Genomic DNA, 533 nt, shown 5'->3' on the forward strand with positions numbered 1-533 from the left:
ATGAGGCTGATCAACCAAGTGCTTAAGACGAGCACTTCCAGACTCGTCTAAATTTGGCATACGCTCATAATCATTCCAGGGCGCTGCTTGCATGATTATTCCCGTGTCATCTTGTCAGCCGCTTCTTTGGCTTTTTGTTTAGCTAAAGCAACTCGAAGATCGTGAGCTCTTTGCTCTGCTACTTTCGCGGCTTTGAGAACCTTCATTCTTTCCAGCGAGCTAACCGCTTGTAATCTATCTTCAGCTTGGTTGTTTGTCTCTCCTTTTGGTCGCAGGTTTATGGAAGACAGTACAACTCGAATAAACTCTTCTCTTCTATCAACATCATTGATGTATACCTTGTTGGTTCCAGCTTGGGCCAGTTCTTTAGCTGTGTTTTCAAAGGCATCCAACAGAAGAGCCAGTTCAAACCTAAAGCCCTTAAAGCTGTTATCCATTAAAAAATACGCGATCAACATCGTTGCGCGATACCAATCACATTGCTCATAAGGCCGTTTAAAACGAGTGAGTTCTGATGCTCGCACTGAGGTGCT

Annotated in this window: 1 protein-coding gene; it reads right to left on the minus strand. The window is 44.1% G+C overall.

The annotated features are described in order from the left end of the window. Positions 1-95: 95 nt before the first annotated feature. Positions 96-533 (minus strand): hypothetical protein (locus A3763_RS28400; protein WP_197482844.1); only part of this gene is annotated, 438 nt, incomplete at its 5' end.

The sequence above is a fragment of the Oleiphilus sp. HI0128 genome, assembly GCF_001635365.1.